Genomic DNA, 18,445 nt, shown 5'->3' on the forward strand with positions numbered 1-18,445 from the left:
GGCTCGTCCGGCTGCGGCCAACCGAGACTCGCGTCGCCAACCCGCCGCTGCTGCGGCTGCGGGCGGCGTGAAAATGAATTTTTCAGGGACGACTAGCTATTTTTTTGTGCATGTTGTTATATGGAAGGCCTGCACAACTACCGTTGATGCGGCCACATGTTAAGTTGTCGTCCCTGAAAAATCCATCTCACCTCACCATCGCCACCGCCCGCAGGCTCCAGTGCGACGTTGCCCGCCCTGCGCGCAGCAGTGCGACGGCTTGCAGCAGGCACAACAAAAGCACCTGCAAGAAGGGGATGCCCTTCTTGGCGATCATGCGCAGCAGCCAGCGGATGTTGTAGCCCGCCGCACACAGCACCGCGTGCAGCCGGTCGCCGGTTTGCCCTTTGAGGTGGTAGCGCTGCATGCGGTGGTCCATCTTGAGGTGGCCGATGATGGGCTCAATGGCCTGACGCCGCTTGAGCAGCCTTCTTTCGTGCTCGCTGATGCGTCTGGCCTTGCCCCGGTGCACGATGCGCACCTCGGGGTTGTGGGCATCCACCCCCCCCGGTAGCCCAGATCGACGAAAGCGGTGGCGGGCCGCATGCCCGTGTCTTGCATCAGGATGGTGGCTTGCTCAAGCTGCTCGCGCAGCGTGTGGCCGTCGTAGGGGTTGCCATGAAAGGCCCGTGCCCCCACGATCAGGTTGCCTTGGAGCGTGCTGGCCATGCCCACCTTCACTGCGAACTCGTACGGTTGCCTGGCCTTGCCCTTGCTGATGCACTCAGCTTCAGGTGCGTGCCAGGCGTAGAGCTTGCCTTGTCCATCCACGGCTTTGCGCTGGCCGCTTTGCGCCACGATGCGCGCGGCTTTGTGCAACGTCTGTGTCAGGGCTTGACGCGCAGCCGCTGCAAGGGCGCTGGCCTTGCGTTCAATCTCGCGCTGCAGGCGCGCCACGATGGTGCGCTGGCGTTTGATGACGCGTCTCATGCGCTTGAACTGGCGCGCGTGGGCCAAGCGCCCGGCCTGGCGGCTGAGCGTTTGGCCCTCTTTGGCAAAGGTCTGTTTCAGGTCAATGCCAACTTGCTTGGCCGCTTGCACCAACTTCACCCTGGCCGTCTCCAGCAGCCGGCTGTCGGTGGGGTGGGCGATGGCCTTGGGCTGCACGGTGCTGTCCACGATCACGCGAGTGAGTTCTTGCGGCTTGATGAGCTTGAGCTCAACAGCCACGTTGATGGTTTGGGCCAGCAGCTCTTGCATCCCTTCTTCGCCCAGCAGTTGGCGAAACTTGACCAAGGTGGTGGCGTCGCAAGGCAGCCGATCCTCGTAGTACGCCAGCCCCGAGAAATACTGCCAGCGCGGCGTGTCGCGCCAGCGCTCAACGACGCCTTCGTCCGACTCGTTGAACGCGTGCTTGAGGTACAGCAGGCTGATCATGATGCGCAGCGGCACGCGAGGCCGCCCGGCGCGACTCCCCCGCTCGCTTGTCTGAACCTGCTCGCCAAACCAATCCAGCTCTGGCATAGCCACGCCTGCGCGAGCCTTGCGTGAAAACCGATGCGCCACCCGCGCTTCGAGCTCCTGCCACGGCATGCGCGCACCCAGCACCGCCAGCGGGTGGCGCAGGTCGATCATGTGGTCCAGGCGCAGGCGGAAAAAATCCTCGGTGGCGGGGCAGGCAGACATCGAAAAACTCCCAGAAAACGCGGCACCCAGAGCAAAGAAATGAGAGAAATTATACCCGAAAGCCTCGATATTTACGAATAAAATCAAAGGGTTATGAAAAAATCAGGGGCGACTCATTATGCGCCGCATCCATGTTGACCATGTTGCTCACATGAGCCAACCCACAAAATGTCCACGTTGCCCCAACTCCATCCGCATGCGCCACTTCAACCAACGCAGCAACGCAATCGGATCGGCAGGATCAAGTTTCGGTTGGAGCGTCATTTGTTGCAAACCGTAGGTCAGTTGTTGCATAAGATCTCGGCGACGCGAACGGTACACCTGCCCTGCAAAATCCATCACATTCAACATTAACCGATGGCGATATGACAACTGCAGACGAGAATCCTGTAACAAGGTCGTCGCAGCTTCGTGCCGCTCTCGCCAGAGCTCGAAAAAGTCTGCCACATGCCGCTCACTCATCGAGCGCATGATCGATCCGGGGCGAGCAATGTATCTATACGTAAAACCTTCTACGGTCGAAATTAACCCTCGGATTGCTTGGAAGACCCTTAAATTAAAAACTTGGTCTTCCCCCTGATTGATTCTTGATCGATCGAACTTAACAGCCTCAAGAGCACTTCGACGATAGAGCTTGTTCCAACACGGAAATAATCCATTGGAATGATGCCCAACGAGCAGCGCAATTGCCGCTTCGGCGCCACCCATTCTACCTTTACGAGGACCATACCGGGTTTCAACCCCGTCGAGCCCAATCGACGCAATGCCTGTAATCACAACATCAACATCATCCGCGGCACCACTCATCAGCGCTGCCAAATGGCCTTGCGTCACCTCATCGTCGGCATCCATAAACGTAATCCATTCACCGCGTGCCAGCGCAATACCCGACAAACGCGCGTGGTACAGGCCTTGATTTTCTTGGCTATAGATACGCAAACGCGACTCCGTGCCCGCCCAGCCCTCCAGCCGCCCAAGCGTCCCATCCGAGCTGCCATCGTCAACAGCAATGATCTCAAAATCGGAAAACGTTTGTGAACGCAAGCTGCCGAGCACTCGATCAATATAAACTTCGACATTGTAACAAGGCACGATCACGCTGATCGTGGGCTTCACGGCCAGACTATCGCTCATGCTTATGCTCCCGATGCAGTGCCCGCATGGATGCCCGAAGCGCAATCCAATAGCCCAAAGTAGCCGCCACCAGACCCACGCATATAGCCTCGGCGTCCCAGCCTAGACAACCGATCAATAAAAAAGACGTCACTATTTTTGACGCCGTTCCGGCCAAAGCCGCCCACCACAATCCGGTCAGTACGTGCGCGCTGGCAAGCAGCCATTGCGCCCATATCGTGCCAACAAGGTACAGAGGCCACTGGAGCGCCATGAGGCGCAACAGGTAGGTTGTCTTTTCCGTGTCGGCCGCCGTAAAACTTCCTCGTTCAAACAGCGCAGCCACAACCGGTTCCGCCATCGCGATCAGAACCGCGGCCCCTGCGGCCCCCAACCAAAACAAACGCCGCGCCCAAAGGCGGGTGAGCCTCAAGCGCAATGCTGCATCTGTTTCATTAGCAAGTACAGGCAGCACGGCACGCCCAACCACCGTAGCACTCAACGTGAGCACCAACGCCATTACGCGGTTGGCATAGCCATAGGTGGCCAGGTTGCCAGTCGACATGTGCGCTAGCAGCACTTGGTCAACGACACCCGCCACGCCCATGATGAATTGACCGGCCACCAGCCAGCTTGCGTTGCTCATCATCGTGCGCTGAAACGGCCGGCCGGGTGGCCAAGAGGGATCAATGGGCGCACCGGCCACTTTTGCCACTCCAATCAACAGGAGGACCTGGAGCACGAAGCCGAGCAGTGTGCCCCACAGAAGGGGAGCACTACCGCCTGTTGTGGGCCATGCCAGCACGGCTATCAACACCCCCAGCGCCGGCATCGCTTCCAAAAAGGTATTCCCGTGTTGCTGCCTGCTCATCAACTGGCAGGCATGCCAGCCCGCTATGATGCCGCATGTGACTATGCCCGCTAGCCAAGGCAGTACCGATAGGGCAGCCGACCGCGCCGCTCCGTCCAGCCCCAGCCAGCCTGCCTCCAACAGGCGCGGCAAGCCCAACGCCGCCGCAGAACCCAGTACGATGGCCACCAACCAGACCCACGCCGTGACCTGTCGCTGCCAGCGTAGCACGCGATCGGGGTCTTCGCGCTGCTGCGTGACTAGGTGCGGAATAAGCACCGCCGACATGACCGAAAAAAGCAGACTGACGGGCGAGGACAGCAGATTGAAAACAAAAAGATAGCCTTCGACCATGGCCGACGTACCATAGCGATAGGCAACTGCCATTTCCTTGCCGGCTGCTATTAACTTGGCTGCCAGCACGAACAGAATCAGCCAAAACGCGCTGCGCACGATGGCTTTGCTGGCAACGTGTGCGGCAAGCAACCGCGCTTGAATCCGAACGGGTAACCGCTCGACGAGTCGTGCCTCGATCCTCTGTAACAGGGTCATCAACACAAGCCCCCTAAGGAAGGTCTGCAAAACCCCTCCCTCCGCCGGTACAGTTCTACCTCATGAAGCAACTGAGCCTGGCCGCAGTGGGGTTTGAGCGCAAGAGGAAGCACACGCGCAAGCGTCAGTTCCTGCAGGAGATGGACCGTGTGGTGCCGTGGCAGGAGCTGGTGGCGCTCATCGAGCCCTATGCGCCCAAGCCTGGTCCCAAAGGAGGGCGTCCTCCGTATGCGGTGGAGACCTTGCTGCGCATTCATTTCCTGCAGCAGTGGTTCAACCTGTCGGACCCGGCCGTTGAAGAGGCACTGTACGACACGCCGATGTTTTGCGAGTTTGCGGGGCTGGACATCGGGGCGGACAGTCTGCCCGATGAGAGCACGATTTTGCGGTTCAGACACCTGCTGGAGCAGCACGAGCTTGGGCCGCGCATCTTGGCGATCGTCAACGCCAAGCTGGCTGACAAGGGCTTGATGCTCCAAGCGGGCACGGTGGTGGACGCCACGCTCATTGCGGCGCCCAGCTCCACCAAAAACCGCACGGGTCAGCGTGACCCTAAGATGCACCCAACACGCAAGGGCAACCCGTGGCACTTTGGCATGAAGGTGCACGTCGGGGTGGATGCTGAGACGGGTCTGGTGCACAGCGTGGTGACCACGCCGGCCAACGTCAGTGATGTGACCCAGGCGCACGCGCTGCTGCATGGGCAGGAGTCGGACGTCTTTGCCGACGCTGGCTACCGAGGGGTGGACAAGCGCGCCGAAGTGCAAGCCCAGCACCCCGCAGTCAACTGGCACGTGGCCATGATGCCCTCCAAGCGCAAGGCGCTGGACAAGGGCACGCTGCTGGGTGCGGTGCTCGATGCGCTGCAGCAGCACCAAAGCGCGCATCCGCGCCAAGGGCGAGCATGCCTTTGGGGTGCTCAAGTGTGTGTTTGGCTACCGGCGCGTCAAGTACCGGGGGCTGGCCAAGAACACGGCCAACCTGATGGTGTTGTTTGCGCTGTGCAACCTGTTCATGGTGCGCAAGCGACTGCTGCAGGGGTAAGTGCGCCCAAAGGGGGCGCAGCGGCCCACGAACAGGGCCGAAACGGCCTACCCACAGACCACAACCGCTCCTGGAGTACATCACGACGCCACCATCTGCAACAGCAACTGCCAACGGCCGAGTCAGAGGATGTTGTGCAGACCTTCCCTTTTCGACATGGGCGTGCCGCGGAGGACAATCGTCGAGCCACATCCACACAATGATGCCAAAAAGAGAAAATGGATCGGCATCAATGCTCGTAATGATCCACCACCTTGCGGCCGCATGATCCACCAGCGCGGTGAACTGGCGACGATGATGCCGCCAGGCTGCGCGCGCAGCGCCTTCGTGAAGGCGGGGTCGGGTGTAGATGACTCTGATCGCAAAAGCTAAAGCTACCGCAGTGAAGCAGGCATACCGTGTGCCGCTCCCCACTTGTTGTTGTGGCGTGTTGTTGGCGGCATTGTACAGGGCTGCTGTGGCCGCCCTTGCTCGCCCCGTTGCCCCGGCCTGCCCTTTGCGCCACAATGCGGCCCATGATGACAGCACGGCACGGGGCAACGTGCGCCGCATGGGCGGCGCTGGGTTTGGCATTGGGGTTGGCGGGGTGCAGCACGCCGCCCAAACCGGCGGCGCAGGCGCCCGCGCCGGCGCCCGCGCCGGTGGTGGTGGCGCCGCCGCCCGCGCCCGCCCCAGCGCCGGTGCCCGAATTCACTGGCAAGGTGTCGCTGGCCAGCACCGAGCGCGAATACCGCCGCGACGGTGCCGCCCATCTGTATGAACGTTACGCCGACCGCATCTACCGCGGCAAGTTGCCGCCGCTGCTGCAGGCGGTGGGGGTGATGCGGCTGACGATCGGCCCCCAGGGTGAGCTGCAGCGCTTGGAGTGGATGCGTGCGCCGGACCACGTGCCGCACGTCAAGGCCGAAATCGAGCGCTTGGTGCACGCGGCGGCGCCGTTTCCGGCGGCGCGACGGCTGGGCAGCGTGGTGTACACCGACACGTGGTTATGGGACAAAAGTGGGCGCTTCCAGCTCGACACGCTGACCGAAGGGCAGTTGGACCGTCTGCCAGCCGCGGCGGCCGAGCCGCCCAAGCCCAAGGCGCGGGCGCGCGCCGCGGCCAAGGTGAATGCCCGCACCGCGGTGGCGCAGTCGGGCGCCGGGCCGGACGCGGCGGCTCAGGCGCCGCGTTGACGCTCGCGCACCGAGGACCACACCGACGCCACGATCAACGCCACGCCGACCAGGCCGGTGATGACTTCGGGCACGTGCACGACGGTGCCCATCAGCATGATGGCCGCCAACGCGCCGATGGCGTAGTGCGCGCCGTGTTCCAGGTAGCGGTACGCCTGCAGCGTGCCGCGCTGCACCAGGTACACGGTCATCGAGCGCACGAAGATGGCGCCGATGGCCAGCCCCAGCATAATGACGACGACGTCCTTGGTGATGGCGAAGGCGCCGATGACGCCGTCGAACGAAAACGACGCGTCCAGCACTTCCAGGTACAAAAAGCTGGCCGCGCCGCTGCGCTGCACGGTGGCCACGGCGGCCTCGCCCTGCTCGTCGCTTTCGAACAGCGCCCCCACCGCGTCCACCGCCAGGTACAGCACGATGCCACCGATGCCGGCGACGAAAACCCGCATTTGCTCCGCGTCGGGCACCCACCAGCGCGTCGAGAACACCACCAGCAGCGCGATGAAGACGCTGATTTCGTCGAACTTGGCCGCACGCACCATGCGCCGCTCCAGCGCCCCGAGCCAGTGCGTTTCTTTGTCGGCGTCGAAGAGGAAATTGAGAAATACCAGCAGCAAAAACGTGCCGCCGAAGGCCGAGATGACCGGGTAGGCGTCGGTGAGCACACGGGCGTAGGCGTCGGGCTCGCGCAGCGCCAGCCGCACCGTGTCGAGCCAACCCAGGTCGGCGGACACGGCGACGATGACGATGGGAAAGACCAGCCGCATGCCAAAGACGGCGATCAGAATGCCCACCGTGAGGAAGAGCTTTTGCCACAGCGGGCTCATCGTGCGCAGCACGCTGGCGTTGACCACCGCGTTGTCGAACGACAGGCTCACCTCCAGCACGGCCAGCACGGCGGTGATCCACAGCGCCGTCCACAGCCCCTGCGGTGTGCTCAGGCCCCACCACGCGGCCAGCGCCAGGCACAGCGCCGAAAACGCCAACGAAAACCCAAAATGCCGGATCATGGCTGGGCCTCGTACGCCAGGTGGCCGCCCACGAGCGTGGCGCGCACGCGCGCGGGCAGTTCGTGCCCTTCGAACGGCGTGTGGCGGCCCTGGCTGACGAGCGCGGCGGGCTCGACCCGCCACGGGGCCTGCGGCGCCAGCACGCACACGTCGGCAACACCGCCCACGGCCAGCCGCCCCAGGCTGGCGCCCAGGGTGCCCAGGCGCGCGCCCAGCACCCGCGCCGGGCCGAGGGTGAGCACCTCGACCACGCGCGCCAGCGGCACCCGGTCTTGCTCGGCCCATTTGAGGGCCACCGCCGCCAGCAGCTCCACCGCGGTGGCGCCGGGCGCGGCCTCGCCAAAGGGCAGCAGCTTGTCGTCGGCCGACACCGGGGTGTGGTCGGACACCAGCGCGTCCAGCGTGCCGTCGGCCAGGCCTTGGCGCAGCGCCTCGCGGTCACGCTGCTGGCGCAGCGGCGGCTGCAGGCGCAGCCGGGTGTCGTAGTAGCCGATGTCGGTGTCGGTCAGCATCAGGTTGTGGATGCTGACGTCGGCGGTGACGGGCAAGCCTTCGGCCTTGGCGCGGCGCACCAGCTCGACGCCGGCGGCGGTGCTCAGTCGCGCGATGTGCAGCCGCACCGACGCGCTGGGCGGGTGGCCGACGACGCTGCGCAGCAGCTCCAGCACCGTGTGCAGGGCGATGACTTCGGCCGCGGCGGGCACGCCCGGCAACCCCAGCCGCGTGGCCAGCGGCCCGCTGGCCATGACGCCCTTGCCCAGCCACGGCTCGTCGGGCCGCAGCCACACGGTGTAGCCAAAGGTGGCGGCGTACTGCAGCGCGCGCAGCAGCACCTGGGTGTTGACGATGGGACGGTCGGCCTGGCCAAAGCCGACGCAGCCGCGCTCGCTGAGCTGCACCATTTCGGCCAGCACCTCGCCGGCCAGCCCGCGCGTGAGCGCCCCCAGCGGCAGCACGCGGCAGCGGTGCAGCGCCTCGGCGCGCTTGCGCAGCATGTCCACCAGGCCCGGCTCGTCCAACACGGGGTCGGTGTCCGGCGGGCACACCAGGCTCGTCACGCCCCCGGCCACGGCCGCGGCGGTTTCGCTTTCCAGCAAGCCGGCATGCTCGCCGCCCGGCTCGCGCAGGCGCACGCACAGGTCCACCAGCCCCGGCAGCACCCAGCAGCCGCTGGCGTCCAGCACGCGGTTGGGGGCGAAGTCGGCCAGTGCGCTGCCGATGCCGATGATGCGCCCCGCGGCGATGGCCACGTCGGCCACGCGGTCGGTGCCGCTGGCGGGGTCGATGACACGTCCGTTGCGAATCAGCAGCTTCATGCTTCGTTGCCCGCGATGATGCCCATGACCGCCATGCGCACCGCAATGCCAAACGTGACTTGCGGCAGCACGACGCTTTGCGCGCCGTCGACGACGCTGGAATCCACCTCCACCCCGCGGTTGACCGGGCCAGGGTGCATGACGATGGCATCAGGCTTGGCCCAGCGCAGGCGCTGCGGCGTCAGGCCGAAGCTTTGGTGGAACTCCTGGCTGGAGGGCAGCAGCGCGCCGCTCATGCGTTCGTTTTGCAGCCGCAGCGCGATGACGACGTCGCAGTCGCGGATGCCTTCTTGCAGCGAGTGACACACCCGCACGCCCAGGTGCGCCAGGTCGGACGGCACCAGCGTGCGCGGCCCCACTACCCGCACGTCGGGGCAACCCAGGGTGGTGAGGGCGTGGATGTCGGAGCGCGCCACACGCGAGTGCAGCACGTCGCCCACAATGGCCACCGACAGGTTGCGGAAGTCACCCTTGTAGTGGCGGATGGTGTACATGTCCAGCAGGCCCTGGGTAGGGTGGGCGTGGCGCCCGTCGCCGGCGTTGATGACGTGCACGTGCGGCGCGACGTGCTGCGCGATCAGGTACGGCGCGCCCGATTCGCTGTGGCGCACGACAAAAATATCGGCCGCCATGGCCGACAGGTTGGCGATCGTGTCCAGCAGCGTTTCGCCCTTGGCGGTGGACGAGCGCGCGATGTCGAGGTTGAACACGTCGGCCGACAGGCGCGTGGCGGCGATTTCGAACGTGGTGCGCGTGCGGGTGCTGTTCTCAAAAAAGAGGTTGAACACGCTTTTGCCGCGCAGCAGCGGGACTTTTTTGACCTCGCGGTCGTTGACGCTGACGAACTGCTGCGCGGTGTCGAGGATGTGCAGCAGGATGTCGCGCGGCAGCCCCTCGGTGGACAGCAGGTGGATGAGCTCGCCGTGGCGGTTGAGCTGGGGGTTGCGACGGTTCATCGGGGTGCTCCTTGCGCGCGGCGCGGCAGCAGGGCAAAGCCGAAGCGGCCGTCGGCGCTGCGGGTGAGCTCGAACGATTGCTCGGGCGGCAGGGGCAAGCGCACCGCGGCTGCGTCGGCGGCCATGGGCAGTTCGCGCCCGCCGCGGTCCACCAGCACCGCCAGGCGCACGCTGGCCGGGCGGCCGTGGTCGAACAGCTCGTTGAGCACGGCGCGCAGCGTGCGACCGGTGTAGAGCACGTCGTCGATCAACAGGATGTGGGCGCCCTCCACGTCGAACGGCAGCTGCGTGCGCGCCCCTGCCGGCGCCAGCCCGCGCTGGGCGTAGTCGTCGCGGTGCAGCGTGGAGGCCACCACGCCGGCTTGACCCGGCAGGCCCAGCTCGCGCTGCAGCCGCTCGGCCAGCCAGGCGCCGCCCGAGGCCACGCCCACCAGGTGCGTGGGCTGCGGCCCCGTGGCCAGCAAGCCCTGCACGGCGCGCTTGAGCTCGGCGTACAGCGCCTCGGCGTCCAGCGCCAGGGTGCCGGGGGTCGGCGGGGCGGTCATGGCAAGCTCCTCAGGTATTGTTCCAGGATGATGCAGGCGGCGGCCGCGTCGGCGTCTGCCGCGCCGAGCGCGTGGGCCTGCGTGGTGCTGTAGCGCTCGTCCACCTCCACCACCGGCAGGCCAAAGCGCCCATGCAACTGGCGCGCAAAGCGCTGCGCGGCGCGCGTATGGTCGTGCGCGGCGCCGTCCGGATGGTACGGCACCCCCACCACCAGCGCGTCAGGCTGCCATTGGCGCAGCAGCGTGTGCACGCGCTGCCAGCGCGCGTCGCCCTGCTCGTGCAGCGTGGGCAGCGGGCTGGCGGTGCGCGTGATGCGGTTGCCGCTGGCCACGCCAATACGGCGCAACCCCCAGTCGAAGCCAAGGAAGGTTTGCGCCTGCGCGGGCACCACGCCCCACACGGTCAGGCCCGCCCTGCGCCCGGCGTCAGCATCCACGGCTGCAACCCCAACAAGGCCAGCGCACGTTCGTAGCGCTGCGCCAGCGGCACGTCGAACAGCAACGACTCGTCGGCCGGCACGGTCAGCCAGGCGTTGTCGCCGAGCTCGGACTCGAGCTGCCCCTCGCCCCACGACGAGTAGCCCAGCGCCAGCAGCATGTGGCGCGGCCCGGCCCCCACCGAGACGGCTTCCAGCACGTCGCGCGAGGTGGTCAGCTCCAGACGCGTGCCGGCGACCTTGAGGGTGGAGGCGTAGGCGGTGGGGGGCGCGGCGCCTTCGGGCCCCGCGTCGTCACCGTCAGCACCGGCCACCAGCGGCACCGGCTCGCCGATGGCCTCGTGCAGCACGAAGCCGCGCTCGGTTTGCAGCGGGCCGCCGCGCAGCACGGGCATGTCGGCCCAGTCGGGCCGGCCCAGCGGCAGCTCCAGCCGCTCGAACAGCTCACCCAGTGTCACACCGGCGGGTTTGTTGACGATCAGCCCCAGCGCCCCCTGCGGTGAGTGCTCGCACACGTACACCACGCTGCGGCCAAACAGTTCGTCGTTGAGCCCGGGCATGGCAATCAAAAAATGATGCGTGAGGTTGATGGGGGCAGAATCCGAACTCATAAGCGTCCGATTGTACGGTCCACCCCATGCCCAACACCCCACGCTACGACAGCGGCCTGATGTGGTTTCGGCGCGACCTGCGCGTCGACGACAACGCCGCCCTGTACCATGCGCTGCGCCAGTGCCGCAAGGTGTGGTGCGCGTTCGTGTTCGACACCGCCATCCTGGAGCCGTTGCGCCAGCGTGGCTTGCTGGCCGACCGGCGCGTGGATTTCATTCACGAAAGCCTGGTGGACCTGGACGAGCAGCTGCGCGCGCTGGGGCGCGCCCACGGCACCGAGGGCGTCGGCCTGATCGTGCGCCACGCGGCCGCAGCCGAGGCCATCCCGCGCCTGGCGGCCGAGCTGGGCGTGCAGGCGGTGTTTGCCAACCACGACGACGACCCCTACGCGCTGCAACGCGACGCACGCGTGCTGGGGACGCTGGCGCACCAGGGCGCGGTGCTGCACACCTACAAGGACCACGTGATCTTCGAGCGGCGCGAGGTGCTCACCGCCAACGGGCGGCCGTTCACGGTGTTCACCCCCTACAAAAACGCGTGGCTGCGGCAGCTGACGCCGTTTCACCTGAAGGCCTACCAGGTGGAGCGCTACGGCGCGGCGCTGGCGCCGGTGCCCGCGCCCGTGGCGCAGCCGCTGCCCACGCTGGCCGCGTTGGGCTTTGCCCCCACCAACCTGCGCCAGTTGCCGATGCGCACCGGCACGCGCGGCGCGCGCGCCATGTGGGAGGATTTTGTCGGCCGCATCGAGCGCTACCACCTGGCGCGCGACTACCCCGGCGTCAAAGGCCCAAGCTACCTCAGCGCCCACCTGCGCTTTGGCACGATCAGCATCCGCACCGTGGCCGCAGCCGCCCATGCGCTGCACGCGCAGGGCCAAGCGGGCGGCAGCGCGTGGCTGAACGAACTGATCTGGCGCGACTTTTACCACCAGATCCTGGCCAACTTTCCGCACGTGGTGGGGCATGCGTTCAAGCCCGAGTACGACCGCATCCGCTGGGAACGTGGCCGCCACGCCGAGGAGCTCTGGGCCGCCTGGTGCGAAGGGCGCACCGGCTACCCGCTGGTGGACGCCGCGATGCGTCAGCTCAACCAGACCGGCTACATGCACAACCGGCTGCGCATGGTGGTGGCGAGCTTTTTAACCAAAGACCTGGGGCTGGACTGGCGCCGCGGCGAGCAGTACTTTGCCGAGCACCTGCTGGACTTTGACCTTGCCGCCAACAACGGCGGTTGGCAATGGGCGGCGTCCAGCGGCTGCGACGCGCAGCCGTACTTTCGCATCTTCAACCCGGTGGCGCAAAGCCGCAAGTTCGACCCGCAGGGCAAGTTCATCCGCCGCTACGTGCCGGAACTGGCGGCGCTGGACGACGAGGCGATCCACGCCCCCTGGCAGTGCAGCGCGGGCGTGCTGGCCGCGGCCGGGGTGCAGCTCGGACAAACCTACCCGACGCCCATCGTGGACCACACCGAAGCGCGCCAGCGCACGCTGCAGCGCTACGCGGTGGTCAAAGCGGCCGGCCATGATGGTCACCCCGGCTGAAGCTGCGCTACCATCCCCAAGCATGAGCGCGCGCCGCAAGCTGCCCATCGGCATCCAGACCTTCGCCAAGATCCGCGGCGAGGGCTGCTACTACGTCGACAAAACCCCGCTGATCGCGCGGCTGGTGGAGCAAGGCAGCTTTTACTTCCTCTCCCGCCCGCGCCGCTTTGGCAAGTCACTGCTGATCGACACCATCGCCGAGGCCTTTGCCGGCCAGCGCGCGCTCTTTGAAGGGGGTGAGGCCGCCGTGGCGCTGGGGGTGGACCCGGCGGTGGCCAACCGCCCGCGGCTCTTTCTGGCCGAGCACTGGGACTGGGGCCGGCGCCATCCGGTTGTTCGCCTCAGCTTTGCCGAAGGGCGGCTGCAGCAGCCCGACAAGCTGGAAGCGCACATCCACCATCAGCTCAGCGCCAACGCCAAGGCGCTGGGCGTGGAGCTGCCGGACACGGGTCACGACCCACACATCCGCTTCCATGAACTCATCACCCGTGCCGCCGAAGCCCACGGCCAGCAAGCGGTGGTGCTGGTCGATGAGTACGACAAACCGATCCTCGACAACCTGGAAACCCCCGAAGTGGCCCGCGCGATGCGCGAGGGCTTGCGCAACCTCTACTCCGTCATCAAAGGGCGCGATGCCGATGTGCGCTTTGCGATGTTGACGGGCGTATCCAAGTTTTCCAAGGTGTCGATCTTTTCGGGCCTGAACAACCTGCGCGACATCACGCTGTCGCCCGAGTACGGCACGCTGTGCGGCTACACCGAAGAGGACCTGGACACCGTCTTTGCGCCGGAGTTCGAAGCCGCGGCCGCTGAGGGCCAGCCCTTGGACCGTGCCGAGGTGCGCCGTTGGTACAACGGCTACGCCTGGGGGCCCACGGCGGTCTACAACCCGTTTGATGTGCTGCTGCTGCTAGCCGAGCGGCAGTACCGGGCGCACTGGTTTGAGACCGGCACGCCGACCTTCCTCGTGCAGTGGTTGCAGCGCAAGGGCTTCTTCACCCCCAGGCTGGAGCAGCTGTGGGCCAGCGAGGCGCTGCTGTCGGCGTTCGATGTGGACGGCATCGAGCCCGAGGCGATGCTGTGGCAGACCGGGTACCTGACGATTCGCGAGCACATCATCACCCCGCGTGGGCCGATGTACACGCTGGCGTTGCCCAACCACGAGGTGCGCACCGCCCTCAACGAGGCGTTGACCATCGCTTGGCTGCCCCAGTCGGTGGGCCATCAAGTCCAGGGGGCGTCGATGCGGCTGTACCAAGCCCTCGCGCAGGGCGACACAGCCGCGCTCAAAGCACACTTCCAGCGCCTCTTTGCCTCCATCCCACACGACTGGTACCGCGCCAACCCGATCGCGCAGTACGAGGGCTACTTTGCCAGCGTCTGCTACAGCCACCTGGCCAGCCTCGGGGTGGAGATCATCGCTGAAGACGTCAGCAACGAAGGGCAGTGCGACCTCACCGTCAAGCACGCCGGCACCGCGTGGGTGTTCGAATTCAAGGTCGTGGAGGGCGACCAGGGCACGGGCGAGGCGATGCGGCAGTTGCAGGCCAAGGACTACGCGGCCAAGCACCGCGGCGCGCCGGGCGTGGAGCGTGTGATCGAAGTCGGCGTGGAGTTCAGCCGCGGCAAGCGGCAAATCGTGGGGTGGGACGTGCGCTAGCGCGACCGGTGGCGCAACGCCTCCCGACTCACAGCGGCACCATCTCGAAATCTTCTTTGCGTGCGCCGCACTCGGGGCAAGTCCAGTTGACCGGCACATCCTCCCAGCGGGTGCCGGGCGCAAGGCCATGCTCGGGGTCGCCCGCGGCCTCGTCGTAAATCCAGCCGCAAATCAGGCACATCCAGGTACGGTACGGGGTCGTCATGGCCAGCAACAGACTTGCAAGGGGTTGTCGATAGAATGACGGGCATTGTAGTGCCGCCCATGACCTCCCCTTCTGACCACGACGACGCCCCCGGCATGCCCTGCGTGCTGTGTTTCAACGCCAACGATCCGTGCGGGGCTGCGGGGGTAGCCGCCGACATCACGGCCCTGGCCAGCGCGTCGTGCCATGCGCTGCCGGTGCTGACCGCGGTGTGGGTGGGCGACACGCGCCAGCGCGCCCACCTGCTGCCCCTGGATGCCGACTGGATCGACGAGCAAGCGCGCGCCGTGCTGGAAGATATGCCGGTGCACGCCGTCAAGCTGACACTGGCGGGCAGCGCCGAGGGCATGGCCGCGGTGAGCGCCATCCTGAGCGACTACGACGAGCTGCCGGTGGTGACCTACGTGCCGGAGCTGGCAGCGCTGGACGACGCCAGCCGCGAAGCGCTGCTGGAAGCGGGCACCGAACTGGTGCTGCCGCAAACCGACGTGCTGGTGGGCAACCACCACACACTGGCGCGCTGGCTGCTGCCCGACTGGGACGATGACCGCCCGCCGGGGCCGCGCGACATCGCCAGGGCGGCCGCCACCCACGGGGTGGCCGCCACGCTGGTCACGGGGCTGGCCAGCGCCGACCGTATCGACAACCAATTGGCCACGCCCGAGGTCGTGCTGGCCAGCGCGCCGTTCGAGCGCATCGACGTCGGCTTTGTCGGCGCAGGCGACACGCTGGCGGCCGCCTTGGCGGGCCTGTTGGCCCACGAAGCCGAGCTCGGCGAAGCGGCCACCCAAGCCCTGGCCTACCTGGACCAGACGCTGGCGCACGGCTTCATGCCCGGCATGGGCCACGCCGTGCCGCAGCGCCTGTTTTGGGCCGACGACACCAGCGACGACGACGATCACGACACCGACAACCGATGAGCGACCGCAACCAGACCCTTTTCGACCGTGCCAAGGCTGTCATCCCCGGCGGCGTCAACTCGCCCGTGCGGGCCTTCAAGGCGGTGGGCGGCACGCCACGCTTCATCACCCGCGCCCACGGCGCCTACCTGTGGGACGCCAACGGCCAGCGCTACATCGACTACATCGGCTCGTGGGGGCCGATGATCCTGGGCCACGGCCACCCGCAGGTGCTGCAGGCGGTGCAACAGGCGATCCAGGACGGGCTGTCCTACGGCGCGCCCACCGAGCGCGAAATCGAGCTGGTCGAGGAGATCCTCAAGCTCGTGCCGAGTCTGGAGATGGTGCGGCTGGTCAACTCCGGCACCGAGGCGGGCATGAGCGCCATCCGCCTGGCGCGCGGCGCCACCGGGCGGCCCAAAATCATCAAGTTCGAGGGGTGCTACCACGGCCACGCCGACGCGCTGCTGGTCAAGGCTGGCTCGGGCCTGGCCACCTTTGGCCACCCCACCAGCGCCGGGGTGCCGCCGGAGGTGGTGCAGCACACGCTGGTGCTGGAGTACAACAACCTGGAGCAGTTGGAAGCCGCGTTCGCCGAACACGGTGACCAGATTGCCGCGCTGATGATCGAGCCGATCGCGGGCAACATGAACTTTGTGCGCGCCAGCGTGCCGTTCATGCGCCGCTGCCGGGAGCTGTGCACCCAGCACGGGGCGCTGCTGGTGCTGGACGAGGTGATGACCGGCTTTCGCGTGGCGCTGGGCGGCGCGCAACGCCTGTACGCGCAGGCCATCCCGGGATTCGAGCCGGACATGACCGTGCTGGGCAAGGTCATCGGCGGCGGCATGCCGCTGGCGGCCTTTGGCGGCAAGCGCGCGGTGATGGAGCAGTTGGCCCCGCTGGGGCCGGTGTACCAGGCGGGCACGCTCTCAGGCAACCCGGTGGCCACCGCCTGTGGGCTGGCCACGCTGCGGCTGATCCAACAGCCGGGGTTTTTCGACGGGTTGGCCCAGCGCACGCGCGCGCTGGTCGATGGGTTGCAGGCCGAAGCCCGCCGCGCCGGAGTGCCGTTCAGCGCCGACAGCGAAGGCGGCATGTTCGGGTTTTTCTTCCTGCCTGAGCTGCCGCGCAACTACGCGCAGGTCATGGCCAGCGACGCGGCGCGCTTCAACCGCTTTTTCCACGGCATGTTGCAGCGCGGCGTGTACCTGGCCCCGGCGCTGTACGAAGCGGGCTTTGTCAGCGCCGCGCACACCGACGCGGACATCGCCGCCACGCTGGAAGCCGCCCGCAGCGCCCTGGCCACGCTGTAACCCAGCGCGCCACACCACGCGTTGGCGCATCGCCCACGCTCAACAGGCGACGGCGGCTGCCGCCGGCGCGCAGGAGGACGCAGGTGCTGAGGGCAACAACCGAGCCAGCAGCGCCCCTTGCGCTGGCGCGCCCAGCGGCACGTAGACCCGCAGCGGGTTGCCCGCCGCCGCTGTGAGGGGCTCGCCCGCGGCGCTTTCGATGCGAGTGACCCGCACCACGCGGTTGCCGCTGGGGTGGATCACCTCCAGCGCATCGCCGACCGCGAAGCGGTTTTTGGTCTCCACCAGCGCCCAACCGTCGGCCCGAACGTCGATCACGTCCCCCACGTACTGGCTGCGCGTGGGGGCGGAGTGGCCCTGGTCGTAGTTTTGGTACGCCTGCGCGGGGCGGCGCACCAGCAAGCCGCTGGTGTAGCCGCGGCTGGCCAGGCCATCGAGCGCTTGCAGCAGCGTGGGATCGAAGGGGCGACCCGCCACCGCGTCGTCGATCGCACGGCGGTACACCTGGGCGGTGCGGGCCACGTAATACACGCTTTTGGTGCGGCCTTCGATCTTGAGCGAATCGACGCCGATGCGCACCAAATCCTGGACGTATTCCACCGCCCGCAGGTCGCGGCTGTTGAGGATGTAGGTGCCGTGCTCGTCTTCCATGATGGGCATCAGTTCGCCGGGGCGTTGGCGCTCCTCCAGCAACCACACCCGGTCAGCCAGCGGGTGGCGGCGACCGTCGCCGGTGGTGGCGCGCGTCGCTTCAGCTTGCGCTTGCTCGTGCGCGAAGTCGAAATCGGGGCCCAATCGGCCCGCTGCGGGCTCGCCCTCGCCCGCCAGCCCCCCGCCGCAACCGCTGCCGCAGCCCGCTGCGGGGCGCGGTTGGACATCGCCCGTGTCGCTCTCATCGGCCGCGTGGGTGCGGTAGCTCCAGCGGCAGGCGTTGGTGCAGGTGCCCTGGTTGGGGTCGCGGCGGTTGAAGTAGCCGCTGAGCAGGCAGCGGCCGGAGTACGCGATGCACAGCGCGCCGTGCACGAACACCTCCAGCTCGACGTCCGGGCACGCGTCGCGGATCTGGGCGATCTCCTCCAGGCTGAGCTCCCGGCTCAGGATGATGCGCGCCACGCCGGCGCGTTGCCAGAACTTGACCGCCGCCCAGTTGGTGGTGTTGGCCTGCACCGACAGGTGGATCGGCACCTCGGGCCAGCGGCCGCGCTCCATTTCCTCGCGCACCAGCATGATCAGGCCGGCGTCGGCCATGATGAGAGCGTCGGGACGCAGCTCCACCACCGGCGCCAGGTCGCGCAGGTAGGTGCGCACCTTGTCGTTGTGGGCGATCAGGTTGCTGGTCACAAAGAAGCGCTTGCCGCGCGCGTGCGCTTCGGCGATGCCTTGGGCGATCTGCTCCAGCCGGAATTCGTTGTTGCGCGCGCGCAAGCTGTAACGCGGCTGCCCCGCGTAAACGGCGTCGGCGCCAAAATCAAACGCCGTGCGCAGGTGCGCCAGCGACCCAGCGGGCAGCAACAGTTCGGGGGCGGGACGGTTCATAGGGGTGGATTGTGCCT

The 18,445-nt window shown here is 66.9% G+C and carries 16 protein-coding genes and 1 pseudogene; 6 read left to right on the forward strand and 11 right to left on the reverse strand.

Translation table 11 applies throughout. From position 1 onward, the window contains the following. Positions 1-187: 187 nt before the first annotated feature. The 3 genes and pseudogenes from EDC36_RS03750 to EDC36_RS03760 all read right to left on the reverse strand — a co-directional run bounded on the left by EDC36_RS03750 (position 188) and on the right by EDC36_RS03760 (position 4,180). A pseudogene (locus EDC36_RS03750) lies at positions 188-1,665 on the reverse strand (IS5 family transposase). 147 nt (positions 1,666-1,812) lie between these two features. After that, positions 1,813-2,799 carry a glycosyltransferase family 2 protein gene (locus EDC36_RS03755; protein WP_132961916.1) on the reverse strand — a complete coding sequence of 329 codons (987 nt, stop codon included), beginning with the start codon at positions 2,797-2,799 and terminating at the stop codon, positions 1,813-1,815. After that, positions 2,789-4,180: a lipid II flippase MurJ gene (locus tag EDC36_RS03760; protein ID WP_132961917.1), complete on the reverse strand. Its 1,392-nt coding sequence runs from the start codon at positions 4,178-4,180 to the stop codon at positions 2,789-2,791. The genes EDC36_RS03755 and EDC36_RS03760 overlap by 11 nt, the downstream gene beginning before the upstream one ends. Before the next feature lie 62 nt (positions 4,181-4,242). On the opposite strand from EDC36_RS03760, the gene EDC36_RS03765 reads away from it, so the two are divergent. Both EDC36_RS03765 and EDC36_RS03775 read left to right on the forward strand, forming a co-directional pair. Further along, positions 4,243-5,224, forward strand: a protein-coding gene (locus EDC36_RS03765; protein WP_132961918.1) for an IS5 family transposase whose coding sequence is annotated in 2 segments (ribosomal slippage) — positions 4,243-5,052 and positions 5,054-5,224 — 981 coding nt in all. Because the reading frame shifts where the segments join, the coding sequence is not laid out codon by codon here. A gap of 515 nt (positions 5,225-5,739) precedes the next feature. Beyond that, positions 5,740-6,399: a hypothetical protein gene (locus EDC36_RS03775; RefSeq protein ID WP_313905130.1), complete on the forward strand. Its 660-nt coding sequence runs from the start codon at positions 5,740-5,742 to the stop codon at positions 6,397-6,399. Here EDC36_RS03775 and EDC36_RS03780 read toward each other — a convergent pair. The 6 genes from EDC36_RS03780 to EDC36_RS03805 are packed head-to-tail and all read right to left on the reverse strand — an operon-like array spanning position 6,384 to position 11,274. Then, on the reverse strand, positions 6,384-7,406 hold the full coding sequence (locus EDC36_RS03780; protein ID WP_207895043.1) for a DUF475 domain-containing protein: 1,023 nt from the start codon (positions 7,404-7,406) through the stop codon (positions 6,384-6,386). The two genes, EDC36_RS03775 and EDC36_RS03780, sit on opposite strands and share 16 nt — an antisense overlap. Next, positions 7,406-8,725 (reverse strand): dihydroorotase, encoded by a 1,320-nt coding sequence (locus EDC36_RS03785; RefSeq protein ID WP_132961921.1) that lies wholly within the window; start codon positions 8,723-8,725, stop codon positions 7,406-7,408. The genes EDC36_RS03780 and EDC36_RS03785 overlap by 1 nt, the downstream gene beginning before the upstream one ends. Next, positions 8,722-9,681 carry an aspartate carbamoyltransferase catalytic subunit gene (locus EDC36_RS03790; protein ID WP_132961922.1) on the reverse strand — a complete coding sequence of 320 codons (960 nt, stop codon included), beginning with the start codon at positions 9,679-9,681 and terminating at the stop codon, positions 8,722-8,724. The genes EDC36_RS03785 and EDC36_RS03790 overlap by 4 nt, the downstream gene beginning before the upstream one ends. Next, positions 9,678-10,226 carry a bifunctional pyr operon transcriptional regulator/uracil phosphoribosyltransferase PyrR gene (gene pyrR, locus EDC36_RS03795; RefSeq protein WP_132961923.1) on the reverse strand — a complete coding sequence of 183 codons (549 nt, stop codon included), beginning with the start codon at positions 10,224-10,226 and terminating at the stop codon, positions 9,678-9,680. The genes EDC36_RS03790 and pyrR overlap by 4 nt, the downstream gene beginning before the upstream one ends. Next, positions 10,223-10,663: a Holliday junction resolvase RuvX gene (gene ruvX / locus EDC36_RS03800; protein WP_132961924.1), complete on the reverse strand. Its 441-nt coding sequence runs from the start codon at positions 10,661-10,663 to the stop codon at positions 10,223-10,225. Before ruvX ends, pyrR begins: the two co-directional genes overlap by 4 nt. After that, complete coding sequence (locus tag EDC36_RS03805; RefSeq protein ID WP_132961925.1) at positions 10,630-11,274, reverse strand: YqgE/AlgH family protein; 645 nt, start codon at positions 11,272-11,274, stop codon at positions 10,630-10,632. Before EDC36_RS03805 ends, ruvX begins: the two co-directional genes overlap by 34 nt. Positions 11,275-11,300: 26 nt before the next feature. Here EDC36_RS03805 and EDC36_RS03810 point away from each other — a divergent pair, with 26 nt between their 5' ends. Beyond that, positions 11,301-12,815 carry a cryptochrome/photolyase family protein gene (locus EDC36_RS03810; protein WP_132961926.1) on the forward strand — a complete coding sequence of 505 codons (1,515 nt, stop codon included), beginning with the start codon at positions 11,301-11,303 and terminating at the stop codon, positions 12,813-12,815. 22 nt (positions 12,816-12,837) lie between these two features. Beyond that, positions 12,838-14,475: an ATP-binding protein gene (locus EDC36_RS03815; RefSeq protein WP_132961927.1), complete on the forward strand. Its 1,638-nt coding sequence runs from the start codon at positions 12,838-12,840 to the stop codon at positions 14,473-14,475. A gap of 28 nt (positions 14,476-14,503) precedes the next feature. Here EDC36_RS03815 and EDC36_RS03820 read toward each other — a convergent pair whose 3' ends face one another. After that, positions 14,504-14,680: a rubredoxin gene (locus EDC36_RS03820; protein ID WP_132961928.1), complete on the reverse strand. Its 177-nt coding sequence runs from the start codon at positions 14,678-14,680 to the stop codon at positions 14,504-14,506. 59 nt (positions 14,681-14,739) lie between these two features. On the opposite strand from EDC36_RS03820, the gene thiD reads away from it, so the two are divergent. Continuing rightward, positions 14,740-15,600, forward strand: coding sequence for a bifunctional hydroxymethylpyrimidine kinase/phosphomethylpyrimidine kinase (gene thiD / locus EDC36_RS03825; RefSeq protein ID WP_132961929.1), 861 nt, complete (start codon positions 14,740-14,742; stop codon positions 15,598-15,600). Beyond that, positions 15,597-16,892, forward strand: a complete 1,296-nt coding sequence (gene hemL / locus EDC36_RS03830) for a glutamate-1-semialdehyde 2,1-aminomutase (protein ID WP_132961930.1) — start codon at positions 15,597-15,599, stop codon at positions 16,890-16,892. Before thiD ends, hemL begins: the two co-directional genes overlap by 4 nt. Before the next feature lie 39 nt (positions 16,893-16,931). On the opposite strand, the gene trhP is transcribed toward hemL, so the two are convergent. Continuing rightward, a complete protein-coding gene (trhP, locus tag EDC36_RS03835; protein WP_132961931.1) occupies positions 16,932-18,428 on the reverse strand; it encodes a prephenate-dependent tRNA uridine(34) hydroxylase TrhP in 1,497 nt (498 codons plus the stop codon). Between the last annotated feature and the right edge of the window lie 17 nt (positions 18,429-18,445).

The sequence above is a fragment of the Tepidimonas ignava genome, assembly GCF_004342625.1.
In the GTDB taxonomy this organism is placed as follows: domain Bacteria; phylum Pseudomonadota; class Gammaproteobacteria; order Burkholderiales; family Burkholderiaceae_C; genus Tepidimonas; species Tepidimonas ignava.

What these genes read in the sequence shown, in the direction of transcription:
- EDC36_RS03755 (WP_132961916.1), bottom strand. Translation starts at nt 2,799, where the DNA reads ATGAGCGATAGTCTGGCCGTGAAGCCCACGATCAGCGTGATCGTGCCT.
- EDC36_RS03760 (WP_132961917.1), bottom strand. Translation starts at nt 4,180, where the DNA reads ATGACCCTGTTACAGAGGATCGAGGCACGACTCGTCGAGCGGTTACCC.
- EDC36_RS03775 (WP_313905130.1), top strand. Translation starts at nt 5,740, where the DNA reads ATGATGACAGCACGGCACGGGGCAACGTGCGCCGCATGGGCGGCGCTG.
- EDC36_RS03785 (WP_132961921.1), bottom strand. Translation starts at nt 8,725, where the DNA reads ATGAAGCTGCTGATTCGCAACGGACGTGTCATCGACCCCGCCAGCGGC.
- EDC36_RS03790 (WP_132961922.1), bottom strand. Translation starts at nt 9,681, where the DNA reads ATGAACCGTCGCAACCCCCAGCTCAACCGCCACGGCGAGCTCATCCAC.
- pyrR (WP_132961923.1), bottom strand. Translation starts at nt 10,226, where the DNA reads ATGACCGCCCCGCCGACCCCCGGCACCCTGGCGCTGGACGCCGAGGCG.
- EDC36_RS03805 (WP_132961925.1), bottom strand. Translation starts at nt 11,274, where the DNA reads ATGAGTTCGGATTCTGCCCCCATCAACCTCACGCATCATTTTTTGATT.
- EDC36_RS03810 (WP_132961926.1), top strand. Translation starts at nt 11,301, where the DNA reads ATGCCCAACACCCCACGCTACGACAGCGGCCTGATGTGGTTTCGGCGC.
- EDC36_RS03815 (WP_132961927.1), top strand. Translation starts at nt 12,838, where the DNA reads ATGAGCGCGCGCCGCAAGCTGCCCATCGGCATCCAGACCTTCGCCAAG.
- EDC36_RS03820 (WP_132961928.1), bottom strand. Translation starts at nt 14,680, where the DNA reads ATGACGACCCCGTACCGTACCTGGATGTGCCTGATTTGCGGCTGGATT.
- thiD (WP_132961929.1), top strand. Translation starts at nt 14,740, where the DNA reads ATGACCTCCCCTTCTGACCACGACGACGCCCCCGGCATGCCCTGCGTG.
- hemL (WP_132961930.1), top strand. Translation starts at nt 15,597, where the DNA reads ATGAGCGACCGCAACCAGACCCTTTTCGACCGTGCCAAGGCTGTCATC.
- trhP (WP_132961931.1), bottom strand. Translation starts at nt 18,428, where the DNA reads ATGAACCGTCCCGCCCCCGAACTGTTGCTGCCCGCTGGGTCGCTGGCG.